12 protein-coding genes are annotated in these 14141 nt (G+C 67.4%); 8 read left to right on the top strand and 4 right to left on the bottom strand.

Annotation, left to right across the window (positions count from 1 at the left end; genetic code table 11):
• Window positions 1-4: 4 nt before the first annotated feature.
• A complete protein-coding gene (locus H7K34_RS11060; protein ID WP_264061936.1) occupies window positions 5-1084 on the bottom strand; it encodes a LacI family DNA-binding transcriptional regulator in 1080 nt (359 codons plus the stop codon).
• Between the two features lie 148 nt (window positions 1085-1232).
• On the opposite strand from H7K34_RS11060, the gene H7K34_RS11055 reads away from it, so the two are divergent.
• The 7 genes from H7K34_RS11055 (at window position 1233) to H7K34_RS11025 (ending at window position 7552) form a co-directional block, all read left to right on the top strand.
• Window positions 1233-2174 carry a metal ABC transporter solute-binding protein, Zn/Mn family gene (locus tag H7K34_RS11055; protein WP_264061935.1) on the top strand — a complete coding sequence of 314 codons (942 nt, stop codon included), beginning with the start codon at window positions 1233-1235 and terminating at the stop codon, window positions 2172-2174.
• Window positions 2161-2988, top strand: a complete 828-nt coding sequence (locus H7K34_RS11050) for a metal ABC transporter ATP-binding protein (protein WP_264061934.1) — start codon at window positions 2161-2163, stop codon at window positions 2986-2988. Before H7K34_RS11055 ends, H7K34_RS11050 begins: the two co-directional genes overlap by 14 nt.
• On the top strand, window positions 2985-3845 hold the full coding sequence (locus tag H7K34_RS11045) for a metal ABC transporter permease (RefSeq protein ID WP_264061932.1): 861 nt from the start codon (window positions 2985-2987) through the stop codon (window positions 3843-3845). The genes H7K34_RS11050 and H7K34_RS11045 overlap by 4 nt, the downstream gene beginning before the upstream one ends.
• Before the next feature lie 87 nt (window positions 3846-3932).
• Entirely contained in the window at window positions 3933-4619 is a 687-nt protein-coding gene (locus tag H7K34_RS11040; RefSeq protein WP_264061930.1) for a sensor domain-containing protein, read from the top strand.
• Window positions 4620-4628: 9 nt separating this feature from the next.
• Entirely contained in the window at window positions 4629-5387 is a 759-nt protein-coding gene (locus H7K34_RS11035) for a LamB/YcsF family protein (RefSeq protein ID WP_264061929.1), read from the top strand.
• Complete coding sequence (locus H7K34_RS11030) at window positions 5387-6307, top strand: MBL fold metallo-hydrolase (RefSeq protein WP_264061928.1); 921 nt, start codon at window positions 5387-5389, stop codon at window positions 6305-6307. Before H7K34_RS11035 ends, H7K34_RS11030 begins: the two co-directional genes overlap by 1 nt.
• A 3-nt stretch (window positions 6308-6310) precedes the next feature.
• Complete coding sequence (locus H7K34_RS11025; protein WP_264061927.1) at window positions 6311-7552, top strand: SLC13 family permease; 1242 nt, start codon at window positions 6311-6313, stop codon at window positions 7550-7552.
• Here H7K34_RS11025 and H7K34_RS11020 read toward each other — a convergent pair.
• Together H7K34_RS11020 and H7K34_RS11015 are read right to left on the bottom strand one after the other, a co-directional pair.
• Complete coding sequence (locus tag H7K34_RS11020) at window positions 7549-8940, bottom strand: cytochrome P450 (RefSeq protein WP_264061926.1); 1392 nt, start codon at window positions 8938-8940, stop codon at window positions 7549-7551. The genes H7K34_RS11025 and H7K34_RS11020 overlap by 4 nt on opposite strands.
• 96 nt (window positions 8941-9036) lie before the next feature.
• A complete protein-coding gene (locus H7K34_RS11015) occupies window positions 9037-11658 on the bottom strand; it encodes a helix-turn-helix transcriptional regulator (RefSeq protein ID WP_264061925.1) in 2622 nt (873 codons plus the stop codon).
• Window positions 11659-11818: 160 nt separating this feature from the next.
• On the opposite strand from H7K34_RS11015, the gene H7K34_RS11010 reads away from it, so the two are divergent.
• The gene (locus tag H7K34_RS11010) at window positions 11819-13240 is read left to right on the top strand and encodes an FAD-dependent oxidoreductase (protein ID WP_264061924.1); all 1422 of its coding nucleotides are present in this window, start codon (window positions 11819-11821) and stop codon (window positions 13238-13240) included.
• Here the strand turns inward: H7K34_RS11010 and H7K34_RS11005 are convergent.
• On the bottom strand, window positions 13168-14118 hold the full coding sequence (locus tag H7K34_RS11005) for a glycerophosphodiester phosphodiesterase (protein WP_264062438.1): 951 nt from the start codon (window positions 14116-14118) through the stop codon (window positions 13168-13170). The genes H7K34_RS11010 and H7K34_RS11005 overlap by 73 nt on opposite strands.
• Window positions 14119-14141: the final 23 nt, after the last annotated feature.

Below are 14141 nucleotides of genomic sequence, written 5' to 3'. Positions count from 1 at the left end.
GCGCCTACACCGGCGGACCGGCGGTACGGCCCCGGATCAACTCGGTGTCCAGCAGCTCGACGACCGGCAGGCCGGACCGCGGCGGGTTCAGCAGTAGTTCCCCAGCCCGATGGCCCTTCTGCAGACTCGGCTGCGACACCGTGGTCAGGCCGCGGCTGATCGCCTCGGGCACCCCGTCGAACCCGGTGACGCTGATCTGACCGGGCACGTAAATGCCATGTGCCCGAAGGTAATCCATCGCTGAGAGCGCCAAAATGTCAGCGGTGCACATCAATGCGGTGATTCGCGGATTGGCTTCCAGCGCCACCCTGGCCGCCTCGCCGCCCGACGTCGGCAGGTGCTCGTAGCTCTCCACCACGGTCAGTGCATCCGGGTTCACACCGGCGGCCCGCATGGCGTCCCACACGCCGGTGATGCGTTCGCGCTGCACGTCGAAGGTCAGCGACCGCAGCCGCTCGGCATCCGCCAGGTCTTGGCGGCGGCCCTGCCCCAACCGCATGGTCAGCAGCCCGAGCTCGCGATGCCCCAGCCCCAGCACGTAGTCGGCCAGCTCACGCATCGCCGCCCTGTCGTCGATGCCCACCCGCGACACCCCGGACAGGCCCTTAGGCTGGTCGACCACGACGACTGGCACGCGCCGCTGCATCACCACCTGAAGGTAGGGATCGTCGTCGCGGACCGAATACACCACGAAGCCGTCGACCCCGGCGGCCAGCACCGCAGCCTCGCCGTCCGCCGAGCTCCGGCTGGGTCCGACCGCGACCAACAGCAGGCCCTGCCCCTGCTCCTCACACGACTGCGCCACTCCGGTAACGAAATCCCGCGCCGCCGGGTCGCTGAAGAAGTAGGTGAGCGGCTCGGCCATCAATAGACCGACCGCACCGGCCTTGCGGGTGCGCAACGAGCGCGCCAGGGGGTCGGGACCGGCGTAGCCCAGCCGCTTGGCGGTGGCGAGTACACGTTCGCGCAGGTCGGGCGAGAGCTGATCCGGCCGGTTGAAGGCGTTCGAAACGGTGGTGCGGGAAACCTTGAGCTCGGCCGCCAACGACGCCAGAGTCGCACGCCGACGCGGTGTGGGGCTCACGTTCGGTGACGCTACAGCGCATCCTCGCGCGCGCCTACGCCGCCGCGATCTGCTACTTTCTAATGGAAACGGTTTTCATTAGTATTATGTCTCGGCGGGTCGGACAGCTACCGGAATACACGCCTGCGTGCGGCGTTGATGGGACGACATGGCACAACTCGATGGGCGACGTCGGCTATTGGGGTTGGTGTCAGCTGCGTTCGCCTGCCTGATCGGCGCGACGACGATCACCGGCTGCGGCGTCGCTGGTTCTTCGCACCCGCACGGGTCCACTGTGGTGGCTTCCACCGATGTGTGGGGCAGCGTTGCGCACGCCGTCGCGGGGCGGCATATCAACGTCAAGTCGATCCTGTCCGGCGCCACAATCGATCCGCACACCTACCAGGCCAGTGCCTCGGACGCCGCGGCGATCGTGGACGCCACATTGGTGATCTACAACGGCGGCGGCTACGACCCCTGGGTCACGTCGGTGCTGACCGGTCATGCCAACATCAATTCGGTGGACGCCTACTCGTTCGTCGGCAACGCGGACAGCGGGAATCCGCCGAACGAGCACGTCTTCGGCGACCTCGGCGTCGCCAAGACCGTCGCCAACACCATCGCCGACCGGCTCGCGACCATCGACGCGGACAACGCCGCCGACTATCGGGCCAACGCCGCCGGATTCGGCCGCGACGCCGACGCCATCGCGGCTTCGCAACGATCCATCGCCAACAGGTATGCCAACACCACCTCCGTCATCGCGACCGAACCCGTCGCGTTCTACCTGTTGAAGGCCACCGGCCTGGTGAATCGCACTCCCCCGGCTTTCATGTCGGCCAACGAGAACGGGACCGATCCCGCACCGGCCGACATGGCATTTGTCCTCGACCTGTTCAACCGCCACCAAGTCGCGGTGCTGCTGGTCAACCCGCAGACGTCCACACCCGCGATCAACGGTCTGCAGGATGCCGCCCGGCGGGCGGGCATCCCGATCACCCAGGTAACCGAGACGCTGCCCGACGGCGCCGACTATCTCACCTGGCAGCGCAACACCACCGACCAGTTGCAGGCCGCGTTGCGATCGAGTGAGAACAATGCCCGTAATTGACCAAGCGGTCGAGACGGTCGACCCGCAGCCACCCGCCGTCTCGCTCACCGGTGCCCGGCTGGCGTTCGGCGATCGCATTCTGTGGGACGAGCTCGACCTGTCGGTGTCACCAGGTGAGTTCATCGCGGTGCTCGGCCCCAACGGCACCGGCAAGACCTCACTGCTCAAGGTGTTACTCGGGCAACTGATGCTGAGCGCCGGCGCCGCGCTGGTCGACGGCAAACAGGTCGGCTCGGGCAGCGGCGATATCGGCTATGTGCCACAACACCGTCCGATCGACCGCGACGTGATGCTGGTCGGGCACGACCTGGTCCGGCTGGGCATCGACGGAAACCATTGGGGTGTCATGCCATTGCGGTCCGCCGAGCGGGCCCGCCGGCGCGCGGCCGTGCGGCAGGCGCTGGCGCAGGTCAACGGCGAGCCGCTCGCCGATGTCCGCGTCGGGCTGATGTCGGGTGGCGAATTGCAGCGAATGCGCATCGCTCAGGCCTTGGCCAGCGACCCGATGCTGCTGCTGTGCGACGAGCCACTGCTGACGCTCGACCCGGCCAACGCCAAGCTGGTCGCCTCGTTGATCGACCGCCGCCGCCGGGAGGCCAACACCACCGTCATGGTGGTCACCCACGAGATCAACACAATCCTGCCGTACGTCGATCGGGTGCTCTATCTCGTCGACGGCCAATTCAGAATCGGCACCGCCGAGCAGGTGATGAACACCGAAACGCTGTCGACGCTGTATCGAGCCGACATCCAGGTGGTGAAGGTCAAAGACCGCTACGTGGTGATCGGCGAAGACAGCGGGCGCGCGTTATGAACAACCAGCTCTGGAAGCTGCTGGATCATCTGTTCTCCTTCGATATCACCGCCTCGCTGCTGAGCCACGACTTCGTCCAGCAGGCACTGCTGGCGGCCGCGCTGCTGGGACTGGTGGCCGGGCTGATCGGCCCGTTCGTCGTGATGCGTCAAATGTCGTTCGCGGTGCACGGGTCCAGCGAGCTGTCGCTGACCGGCGCCGCTTTCGCGCTGCTGGTCGGGTTCCAGGTGGGTTTAGGCGCGCTGATCGGCAGCGCCGTGGCGGCCGCACTGTTCGGCGTCCTCGGTCAGCGGGCCCGGGAGCGCGATTCCGTGACCGGGGTAGTGCTGGCCTTCGGCTTGGGCCTGGCGGTGCTGTTCATCTACCTCTACCCGGGACGCACGTCGACGAGTTTCGCATTGCTCACCGGCCAGATCGTCGGGGTGGGCTACACCGGGCTGGCCACGCTGGCGCTGGTTTGTCTGCTGGTGATAGCCGTGCTGGCCACGTGCTACCGACCGCTGCTTTTCGCGACCGTCGATCCCGACGTCGCCGCCGGCCGCGGTGTGCCGGTTCGGGCGCTGGGCATCGTGTTCGCCGCGCTGGTCGGCGTGGTGGCCGCCCAGGCCGTGCAGATCGTCGGCGCGCTGTTGGTGATGTCGTTGCTGATCACACCGGCGGCGGCGGCCGCCCGGGTGGTCGCCTCACCGGCGGCGGCCATCGTGGCCTCGGTGGTCTTTGCCGAAGTCGCCGCGGTGGGGGGCATCGTGCTGTCGCTGGCGCCCGGTGTCCCGGTGTCGGTATTCGTTGCAACGATCTCGTTTCTGATCTATGTATTTTGCTGGCTGCTGGGCAGGCGGCGAGAGGTCAGCGCCTAAGCTTTTCGCACGCAGTGGCCACGCGCAGGGGAGGCAACGGTTTCTCGATGGCAGACCGGCTTACTTGCCGCACCGATCGCCTGCGCGTTGACGGCAGCGGTCGCCGGCTGCACCAGGGCGGTCGACGGCACGGCGCTGGCCGCCGAGCCCGCGATCCACACACCCGCCAGCTCCATGACCAGACCGTTGCCGCAAGCGATGCCGGCGACGGTCCTCGAGGGCCTGCTGCTGAGTCAGGACCAGCTCGTCGCCCTCGTCGGTGCAACGAACATGACCTTGGTCGGCACCGCCACCAGCGCCTCGGACTCGTCGAAAATCATCGACGATCGCACCTGCCTGGGACTGAGCTCGGTGGGAGACGTGACGGTCTACGCCAACAGCGGATATGCCGCGATGCGCGGTAACCAGTTCAGCACCCCCAACGCTGTTTCGGCCGATGTCACCCAACTCGCGACGTCGTTCACCGCCCCGGGTGACGCCCGGGCATTGCTGCAGCGCGCGCGACAGGATTGGCAGCGATGCGCCCAGCGGCGGTACGGGTTTCACTCCTCGAACGGCAACCACAGCTACTTCCTCACCCACGACGTGCGGGCCACCGGTTCACGCATCGAATTGTCGATGAGCCAAGAAGAAGACCCCCGATGGGGCTGCTCGCACGCGATGGACGTGCAAGGGTCCGTCGCCATCGAGGCGCGGGTCTGCCTGCTCACCAAGGACACCGACTCGGCGGTCAACGACCTCCTCGACCAGATCGTTGCCAAGGTTCCGCAATAAGCTAGGCAGGTGGCCGGTATCGACCTGAACGCTGACCTGGGCGAGGGCTTTGGCGTCTGGAGTCTCGGTGACGACGACGCAATGCTGCGGATCGTCACGAGCGCCAATGTCGCGTGCGGTTTCCACGCCGGTGACCCGGCCGGCCTGCTGCGGGTCTGCCGCAACGCCGCCGAACGAGGTGTACGGATCGGCGCGCAGGTGAGCTATCGCGACCTGGCCGGGTTTGGCCGGCGCTTCATCGACGTCGCTGCCGACGACCTGGTCGCCGACGTGGTGTATCAGATCGGCGCGTTGCAGGCGATCGCCCACGCTTCGGGCTCTGCGGTCTCCTACGTCAAACCCCATGGCGCGCTGTACAACACGATCGTGACAAACCGCGAGCAGGCCGCTGCCGTCGCCGAAGCGGTGCGCTCGGTGGACGCCACGCTGCCGGTGCTGGGCATGGCGGGTTCGGCGTTCTTCGAAGAAGCCACGCGCCGCGGCTTACCCACGGTGGCCGAGGCGTTCGCCGATCGGGCCTACCAACCGGACGGGCAGCTGGTATCCCGTCGCGAACCGGGTGCCGTGCTGAGCGACCCGGCCGCGATCGCGCGGCGTGTGGCAACCATGGTGCGCTCCGGGCAAGTCAGTGCAGTCGATGGCACCCAGATCTCTGTCAGTCTGGAATCGGTTTGCGTGCACGGCGATTCGCCCGGCGCGGTACAAATCGCGACCGCGGTGCGCGATCAGCTCAATGCCGCGGGCGTCGACGTCAGGGCGTTCTGCTGATGCGCCTTCGACTCGGTCGCCCCGACATCGGGCAATACTCCGACCGGTTCGACGTGCCGGCCGCCGAAAGCGGCGGGCTCGCGGCGACGTGGATGGGCGTGGCGACACTGTTGATCGACGACGGATCGTCCGCGCTGATGACCGACGGCTACTTCTCCCGCCCCAGCCTGGCTCGGGTGGCGGCGGGCAGGCTGTCGCCGTCACCGGCCCGCGTGGACGGCTGCCTAGCCCGCGCCAAGGTGTCGCGGCTGGCGGCCGTCATCCCGGTACACACCCACGTCGACCACGTGATGGATTCCGCACTGGTCGCCGAGCGCACCGGCGCCCAGCTGGTCGGCGGCGAGTCGGCAGCGAACGTCGGACGGGGGCATGGCCTACCGGAGGACCGCCTCGTCGTCGCCAGCCCGGGCGAACCAATTCGATTGGGCGCCTTCGGCTTAACGCTGGTGAAGTCACACCACTGTCCCCCCGACCGGTATCCCGGCGTCATCGACGCGCCAGTGGTGCCACCGGTGAAGGTGTCGGCTTACCGGTGCGGTGAGTCGTGGTCGACGCTGATCCACCACCTGCCATCGGATAAGCGGCTGCTGATTCAGGGCAGCGCCGGCTTCGTCAAAGGCGCGCTGGCCGCCCACCGCGCCGACGCCGTCTATTTGTCCGTCGGCCAGCTAGGTCTACAGCCGCGGTCATACCTGCTCGACTACTGGGCCGAAACTGTGCAAGCGGTAGGCGCGCGGCGAGTGATCCTCATTCACTGGGACGACTTCTTCCGCCCATTGTCAAAGCCGTTGCGGGCCTTGCCGTATGCGGGTGACGACTTAGATGTATCCATCCGTATCCTCGACGAGCTGGCCGCGCGCGATGGCGTCGTGCTGCACATGCCGACGGTGTGGCGACGCGAAAACCCCTGGGCGGTTTAGGCTTTGGCACTGACCATTGCACTGCTACTGCTTGCCGCGGTGTTGGGGTTTGCGGTCGCGCGTCCCCGGGGTTGGCCGGAGGCACTGGCAGCGGTTCCGGCAGCGCTGATCGTGATCGCGGTCGGCGCGATCTCGGTTCATCAGGCGGCCAGGCAGGTCGCCGATTTGTCCGGTGTGGTCGCGTTCCTGGGTGCGGTGCTGGTGCTGGCGAAGCTATGCGACGACGAAGGCCTGTTCGAGGCCGCGGGCGCCGCGATCGCCCGGACACCTCGCGGCTCGCACGGGCTGTTACGGCACGTGTTCGTCATCGCCGGCAGCATCACCGCCGTCCTGAGCCTGGACGCCACCGTGGTGTTGCTGACCCCGGTGGTGCTAATTGCCGTTCGCCGGCTGCGAACGCCGGTGCGCCCGTATGCCTATGCGACGGCGCATCTGGCTAACGGCGCCTCGCTGCTGCTGCCGGTGTCCAACCTGACCAACCTGCTGGCGTTTCACCTCGCGAACGTCTCCTTCACCGAGTTCACCCTGCTGATGGCAGCACCATGGCTGGCCACCATCACCACGCTGTATCTGGTCTTCCGCGGCTTTTTCGCCCGGGATCTGCGGGTGGCTCCCAACCCGGAACAGCTCGGACCGGCGCCGCGGCCGCCGGTGTTCGTCTTGGTGGTGGTGGGGCTGACGCTGGCCGGGTTCGCGTTGTCCGAGCCGCTGGGAGTCGCCCCCGCATGGGTGGCGTTGGCCGGCGCCGCGGTGCTGGCGGTGCGCAGCCTGCGCCGCCGGCACACCACCGTGCTGGAAATCCTGCGCTCGATGCAATTCTCGTTTCTGGTGTTCGTGCTGGCGCTGGGGGTCGTGGTGCAAGCGGTGACGCTGAACGGAATGGACAGGGTGATGTCGGCCGTGCTGCCGCACGGGTCGGGCCTGCCGACATTGCTTGCCATCGCCGCCGTGGCGGCCGCGCTGGCCAACATCGTCAACAACCTGCCCGCGACGCTGGTGCTGCTGCCGCTGGTCGCCCCCAGCGGTCCGATCGCGATCCTCGCGGTGCTGATCGGGGTCAACATCGGGCCCAACCTGACCTACGTCGGTTCGCTGTCGAACCTGTTGTGGCGCCGCGTGCTTCGCCAGCATGCCGTCGAGGCCGGCGCCGGCGAGTACACCCGCCTAGGGCTATGCACCGTACCGCCGGCCCTGGTCGTGGCGGTCGTGGCGCTGTGGGGTGCTGCGCGGCTGCTGGGCCTCTAGGCGTGTGTCGCCGTCTTCGCCCTCGGGTAAATGTGGGCGTGAATGGGCTTCGCAGCGACCACCGTGAACGGTGTGGCCAGCGGAAAATCGTCGTCCAGGGAATCGATCTCAGCGGTGCGGATGATCGTGGCCAGCGCTAGGGTAGCCTCTAGCATCGCGAAGTGGTCGCCGATACATGACCGCGGTCCGCCCCCAAACGGCAGATACTGCCAACGGCTGCGGCCTTTCGAACGTGCCGGCAGAAAGCGGTCCGGATCAAAACGCGCCGGATCCTCCCACAGCGCGGGGTCGCGGTGCATCGCGTAGAAGCTCACCAGCGCAATGGTTTTGGCTGGGACCAGGTAGCCGTCTACCACGATGTCCTGGGTGGGCATCCGGGCCGTTCCGGCCCCGGGCGGGCACAACCGCAGCGCCTCGTGTAGCACCCGCACGGTTACACCGAGTTGGGGCACGTCATCAGTGGTCAGCGCACGCTGGCCCAGCGCGTCAACCTCTGCTCGCAACTGGTCCTGAATGTGGCGATGGTGTCCCAACGCCCACAGCGCATAGGTGAGCGTCGTCGACGTAGTGTCGTGGCCCGCGAGCATGAAAAGCACCAACTCGTCGCAGATTTCGTCGTCGGTCAATGGCCGGCCGGTCTGCGGGTCCACCGCCTCGATCAGTGCTCGCACCAGGGAAGCATCCCGGTCGGGATCAGCGCGCACCGCGTGCAGGATTTCGGCGGCCAGCCCATGCAGGGTGTCGTTGGCCCGGCGAGCTGCACGCTGACCGCTGGTGGGCAGCCACCGCGGCGGATTCACCGGCCGCGCGGCGCGGTCGGCCACCCACGTCAACGAAACCCGCAACGCATGCCCGACCTCCTCGGCGCGCTCGTCGAGGTCCACTCCGAGCACCGAACGCCCAAGAGCCCGCAGCGTGAGCAGCCGGCATTCGCTGTCCAAGTCCACGATGGCACCGGCGCGCCAGCCGTCGGCGACCTGTTGTGCGGCAGCTCCCATGTGTCCCGCGTAGCCGGCGACGTGTCGCTTGGTGAACATCGGCTGCAGTGCGCGTCGCCGCGGTAGCCAGCGTTCGTGCGGGAGGTTGAGCAAATTGCCGCCCATCAGCGCGCGCATCTCGACCATCACGCGAACACGGCCGCGGTCGCAGACCTCGTCGTTGCGGCCCAACAGATCTCGCGCGCCCTGCGGAATGGCGATCACCACCACATCTGGCAACAGCCATTTGGGGGCGAGTCGCAGCCGGGTGACCGGGCCGCCCGCGTCCAGTAGCGTCTGCAGCCCTTCGATGTAGGACCGCACCGCCTGGAGCTGCCGCACATACGGCAGTGGATTCTTCGGTGCCAGATTCAGCGTCTCGACCGCGGGTATCTGCAGCATCTCGACCATGCCAACTCCTTTGTCCGCTGCAGGCACGGTATGGCCGAGTCTTGTTTGTGCGCACGCGTAGCCGACTACTCCACTTGCCCGCCGCGACGCGACGTGTCAGGACGACCCGCAGGGTCCGGCTTCGATGATCGATGCCAGTTCCTCGCGCGACTGAGCCCCCACCCGCTGGCAGGCCCGGTAAACGTGGCCCTCCACGGTGCGCACCGACATCACCAGCTGCTCGGCGATTTCGCGGTTGGACAGGCCCGCCACCACGAGTTCGACCACATCGCGCTGACGACCCGACAACTTCAGACCGGTCGGAGTCCGCAGCGCCGGCGTGTGCAGGCCGCCGCATTCGTCGGACAATTCCCTGGCCAATGCGCCGGCATACAACCCACGCCGGTGCTGCTGACCTTCGTCGAACGCAACAGAGGCCTGCGCCGCCGCGTCGGCGGCGGCGGCCCGATCACCGATCGTCCGGTAGGCCGCCGATGCCGCCAGCAGGCCCTCACCGTCCCCCGCCGACAGGGCCTGTGCGTGCAATGCGATGGCGGCGGCCAGCGGCAACGACAACTCGTCGGCCAGCTCCCGCGCCCGCGGTGCCTGCGAGGCATCGCCCCACTGTGCCGCGGCCTGGATACAGGCCAGCTCATGGGTGGGCTGGCCGCGATCACGAGCCAACCGCGCCGCCTCGCTCACGCGTGCCACGGCCTCGCTCAAGTGACCGCTTGCCGCCATCGCCCATCCGTCGGCCAGCGCCAAGGCGGTATGCATGAACAGAAAGTCCGCGGGCACGCACGACCGCGCCGCGGCGACAGCCTCGTTCGCTTCGCCGGCCTGTCCTAACTTGGCATGCGCCTCAGCGAGCGCGAAGTAGCTTGCCGGCCGCAAACCCGTTGTGATGGCATGTATTTGCACCCCGGCGGCCGCCTCGTGCACCAGCCGGACCGCCTCGGCGACCGCGCCGCGAGCCTGTTCGGCGTTCCCCAACAGCAAGACCAGGTTCGCATATGCCAGGCCCGGAACGTCGCGGGCCGAGTCGGCGAGTTGCCTTGCCGTACCGACAAATTCGTCAATGCGTCCGGTCAAACGGCAGGCACGGCCATACACGGCGCCGAACCAGAACCGCATATGCGATGCCTGGAACGACGTCGTTGCGCGTCGCAGCGCCTGCTCGGCCACGCCCACGAGCTCATCGACCTGGCCCAGCGCCCCCATAGCCATAATCAACGCCAGCGAGGCCATCATCGTGTGAAAGCCGGACAGTTCGCCGGAATCCATCGCAGTTCGGGCATTTTCGACCGCGAGCTCGCAGCGCGCCGCTACCGCATCCAGGCACGCCTGCACCGCCAGCCGCTCCGCTCGCTGCGCCGCAGTCTCGGGTCCCGCGGCCAACCCGGCCAGGATTGCCGCGGCGTCTTTGGAATTGAACAGATTCCACATCAGGTTGGCCGCCCGCACGGTCGCCCAGTGATGGGCGTCGGGCAGGTCCGCGCCGGCCATCGCGCGCAGCGCCTCCTCGGCCGGCTCGCCCCGCCCGAGTAGCGCCAGGTTCATGGCCCGTACCCCGGCCGCCCCGGGCGCGCCGGCATGCGCGGCAGCGGTGGCGAATCGGTCGGCCAGATCCAGATCTAACAGCGTCATTGCATGCCGGGCCGACTCCAGGTAGAGCCCGGCGTCGGGGTCCAGATCCGACTCAAGGCGCAACAGGGCGCGGCGCACGGTGGCCTGCATATCATCATCGCCGTCGTTCCCCAGCCGTTCCGCCAACCGGCCCCGGATGCCCGAGAGATACAACTCGCCGGCGCTGGCCCGGCGCAGCTCGCCGAACAGCGGGTGGGCGAGCCTGGCGGTCAGTCCGGCGCCGGTGCGTTCGATGCTGACCAGGCCCAGCCGCTCGGCCGCCGCCAGGTCACTGCGGAGCGCCAAGTCGCACAGGACGTCCACGGCCAGCGGTTCACACTGCGACAACGTGTCGACCACGATCGCCATCCCCGGGCTCAGCCGTCCCATCTGGCGGCCCAGCGTGTCGGACAGGCTCGCCGATACGGCAACGTCTCCGTCCCACATCCATACCCCGGCCGATTTGCGCATCCGCCCGGCGGCCACCTGATCGGCCAGCAGCTGCCGCAGGAAAAGCGCATTCCCTCCCGTCAGCTTTTGGAACCGGGCCGCGCTGCGCGCATCGATCGGACCGTCCAGCCCGCTCTCGATGACCTCGCGTGTCGCCGCGGCCGAAAGCGGTTCCAGATCAAGCCGTTCCAGCAGCCCGTCCTTCCACAGCGCCGTCACCGCATCGGGTTCGTCGCTGCCGGTGCGGATCGTGACCACCAACCGGACTCCACCCGATTGCGCCAACTGATGGACGACGAGGGCGGACAATCCGTCCAGCAGGTGCGCGTCATCAACCCCGACCACCACACGACCCCGGCGCTGTTGCGCGACAAACGAATTGATCACGCGCTGCACATCTGTGCGCGGATCCGACATCGCGTCGCCGAGCGCGCCGATGAACGCTCCCAGGGGCAGCGCGTGCGCCGAGTCGGTGCCGACGACCCACTTCGTCCGCTCCCCCGCCGCCGCGGCACGCCGAAGCGCTTCGTGGGCCAGCCATGTCTTGCCCACGCCAGCGGCTCCGGCGATCATCACGCCCGAGTAGTTGCCTACCGCGCCGAGGGCGCGGCGAACGATCCCTAATTCGCTGTCACGCCCGGTCAACGGCTCAGCGCCGATCACTCGGCGACTATAACGGTGCGAACGTCCGCTTTGCCGGCGTTTCGGCGACCTCACGTGTAGCTGCGTCGTCGCGATGACGTAGTCGACTACGCTGTCGCCCCGCGTTGCCGGGCATGAGCATGGGTTTCGTCGGATGAACGCTCAGCACAGGCGGTGGGCTATGGCAAAGATCGGAAATCACGCACTGGTATTGGGAGCGAGCATGGCCGGTCTGCTGGCCGCGCGGTCGCTCAGCGAGTTCTTTGACGTGGTGACGGTGGTGGAGCGCGACCCGCTGCCCGACATCGGCGTCCCCCGCCGGGGTGTGCCGCAGGGTCGGCACCTGCACGCCCTGCTGCCCCGCGGTGCGCAGGTACTCCAGGAATTCTTCCCCGGCATCCTCGACGAGCTGGTTGTCGACGGCGCGCACTACATCGATGGCCGGGATCTGTCGCAGCTGCACTACGAGCTGGGCGGGCACCTGATGGTGCGCACCGGCAGCGCCACGTCGTTTACCGCCTATCTCGCAACCCGGCCTTTCCTGGAGGATCACGTCCGTGCGCGCCTGCGCACCATCCCCAACGTCAACCTGCTCGACGAGCACGACATCGCGGAATTGACCTCGGCACCCGACCACCATCGCGTCACCGGGGCGCGGGTAGTCAACCGTCGCACCCACGAAGAACTCACGCTGCGGGCCGATTTGGTGATCGACGCGACCGGGCGCGGCGCCCGCACCCCGGCCTGGCTGGACGCCCTCGGCTACGACCGCCCGCGTGAGGACCAGGTCATGATGGAGTTGACCTACGCGAGCCAGTTGCTCAGCACGGCACCGGATGCGCTGCACGAGCTCGGTTTCATCGTCGGACCCGTGCCTGGCCGGCCACGCGGGCTGGGCACTATCCAAGCGGAGAACGACACCTGGATGTTCACCGTCTTTGGCATCGCGGGTCACGGACCACACCCCGATCTGATCTCGATGTGCGAGTTCGTCGAAGACTTCGCACCGGCGCGGTTGCTCGCCGCGGTAAAAGCCGCCCAACCCATTGGAGAGCCCTCGCGGCATCGTCAGCCATCCAGTCGGTGGCGCCGATACGACAAGATGCGACGGTTCCCTCAGGGCCTGCTGGTCATGGGCGACGCGATCTGCAGCTTCAACCCGATCTACGGTCAGGGCATGACCGTAGCCGCCCTCGAGGCATTGGCGCTGCGCGACTGCTTATCCAGCGGTACAAGGGATTTGGCGCAACGATTCTTCCAGGCCGCGGCGTTACCGATTCGCACGGCCTGGGAACTGTCGGCCAACCCCGACCTCTGCCTGCCCGAAATCGAGGGAACCCCACCCCTGCTCACCCGGCTGCTCAACGCATACGTCGATCGTGTCCTCACGGCGGCCGAATACGACACCGAAGCCGTCAATCGGTTCGTTAGAGTGACGGGACTGATCGACCCCGCCACCCGGTTACTTCGCCCGGGAATGCTGTGGCGTGCAGCGCTGGCCAACCGTCGCCGACGCCGGCATGGCATTGATCAGCTCGGCGCCGCGGGCGGCGGCAACGACATGCGCAGGTCGGCCATTACACCCCGCAGCCGCGTGGGATAGTCGGTGATGATGCCGTCGACGCGAAAGCCGATTTGCTCGCGCATCGCGCCGGGGTCGTTGACCGTCCACGGAATAACCTTGAGCCCCAATGCATGTGCGTGATCCACATACGGCCTGCCGGTGACCAGCTGGTATCTGGGCGAGACGATGTTCGCGCCCACCATCATCGCCCCGATCATCGGGTCGCCGACGGCGGCCGCGTTGATGCCGGCCAGCCACGGCGAATCGGGAACCCAGGTCTCCTCGTTGTACAAGGCCACCAACGGAATCAACGGTTCGGCCTGGTGCACCATCGGTAGGGTGCGCCAGTCGAAGCTTTGCATCTCGACGGCAGCGAGCTTGCCCGCCGACCTGACCGCAGCAAGGATCACGTCGACGAACTGCTGGGGCTCGGCTGAGCTGCCCGGTTTGTCGGCTTCCACCTTGGTTTCGATGTTGTAACGCACCGAGGCCCGATACGAGTCGGCAAGCGCGAACACTTCCGGCAGGGTCGCTATCTTGTTGTCCCGCACCATTTCAGCGTGCGGGAACTCGGCGAGCAGGCGGCCGCAGTCCAACGTGTGGATCTGTGCCAGGGTGAGCTCGTGCACCAGCTTACCGACGTAGGGGTATTGCGAATCGCCGGGAGATGCCGGCTCGGTGTCGACACATTTTTCCGCGGCGATCGTCGGATCGTGCCACACCAGCGGTTGCCCGTCTTTGCTGATGACGATGTCGAGTTCGAGTGTGCTGACGCCAAGTTCGAGCGATTTAGCGAATGCACGCAGCGATTCCTCGCTCGTTTCACCACGCCCGCCGCGGTGAGCCTGCAAGTCGAATCCGGACGCTTCCGCTGTGGACGCCGGCAACGGCACCAGCAACACGATGGCGGCCACCATGGCACCCAGGTGCGCGAGCCGGC

Source organism: Mycobacterium montefiorense (genome assembly GCF_025823255.1).
Classification (GTDB): domain Bacteria; phylum Actinomycetota; class Actinomycetes; order Mycobacteriales; family Mycobacteriaceae; genus Mycobacterium; species Mycobacterium montefiorense.
Note: the sequence above shows the minus strand (reverse complement) of the source record. Positions and strands in the feature narration are given on the sequence as shown.

Bases quoted from the DNA above. Each gene is read 5' to 3' on its own strand.
- H7K34_RS11055 (WP_264061935.1), top strand. From the start codon at position 1,233: ATGGCACAACTCGATGGGCGACGTCGGCTATTGGGGTTGGTGTCAGCT.
- H7K34_RS11005 (WP_264062438.1), bottom strand. From the start codon at position 14,118: ATGGTGGCCGCCATCGTGTTGCTGGTGCCGTTGCCGGCGTCCACAGCG.
- H7K34_RS11030 (WP_264061928.1), top strand. From the start codon at position 5,387: ATGCGCCTTCGACTCGGTCGCCCCGACATCGGGCAATACTCCGACCGG.
- H7K34_RS11010 (WP_264061924.1), top strand. From the start codon at position 11,819: ATGGCAAAGATCGGAAATCACGCACTGGTATTGGGAGCGAGCATGGCC.
- H7K34_RS11050 (WP_264061934.1), top strand. From the start codon at position 2,161: ATGCCCGTAATTGACCAAGCGGTCGAGACGGTCGACCCGCAGCCACCC.
- H7K34_RS11020 (WP_264061926.1), bottom strand. From the start codon at position 8,940: ATGGTCGAGATGCTGCAGATACCCGCGGTCGAGACGCTGAATCTGGCA.
- H7K34_RS11045 (WP_264061932.1), top strand. From the start codon at position 2,985: ATGAACAACCAGCTCTGGAAGCTGCTGGATCATCTGTTCTCCTTCGAT.